Raw genomic sequence first — 743 nt, forward strand, 5'->3', positions numbered from 1 at the left:
TCGGGGAGCACCCCGGTGGGGAGCGGGGCCCGGATCGAAATTTTTCACTCCTCGGGGTGAGGGACCCATCCGCCGGCCGACCGGCCCCGAATAAGGGGCATGACCGCACACCGCACGGTGGGGGGAGCCCCCGACCCGACGCCCGTCCCCGCGACCGGGGTTCGGCCGGGGGTCCGCCGTGCCGCGGGGGCGTCGGCCGGGCTGCTCGCGGCCGGAGCCGCCCTGGGAGCCGGTGAGGTGTGCGCCGGGCTCCTGCGTCCCGGCGCCCGCCCGGTCACGGTCGTCGGCGGGGCGGTGATCGACGCGTCCCCGCCGCCGGTGAAGGAGTGGGCGATCTCGACCTTCGGCACCGCCGACAAATGGGTGCTGCAACTCGGGGTGATCGTCGTCCTCGCCGGCTGCGCCGCGGGGTCGGGGGTGTTGTCGTCGCGTCGGCGCGCCCCGGCCGTGCTCGGTGCCTTCCTGTTCGGCGCCGTGGTGGCCGTTCTCGCCCTCTCCCGTCCCGGATCGGCTCCCTCCGACGCCATCCCCTCGGCGGTGGCGGGTGCGGCGGCTGCCGGTTCGCTGTGGTGGCTCTCCGGTCGGCTGCGCCCGATCGGTGGGGAGGACACCGCCCCGGCCGGGTCACGGACCGGGCCGGCCGGGGCGGCCGCCTCCCCCGGGGCCGCGGAGTTCGACCGGCGGGGCTTCCTGGCGGCGGCGTCCGTCACGGCGGCCGCCTCCGCGGGGGCGGGGCTGGTGGG

General features: G+C 78.2%; 1 pseudogene. It reads left to right on the forward strand.

The features are described 5' to 3' along the window. Positions 1–99: 99 nt before the first annotated feature. Positions 100–743, forward strand: a pseudogene (locus FOE67_RS27525) (molybdopterin-binding oxidoreductase); the annotation flags it as partial.

This window comes from Streptomyces calidiresistens, assembly GCF_014141525.1.
Lineage (GTDB): Bacteria > Actinomycetota > Actinomycetes > Streptomycetales > Streptomycetaceae > Streptomyces > Streptomyces calidiresistens.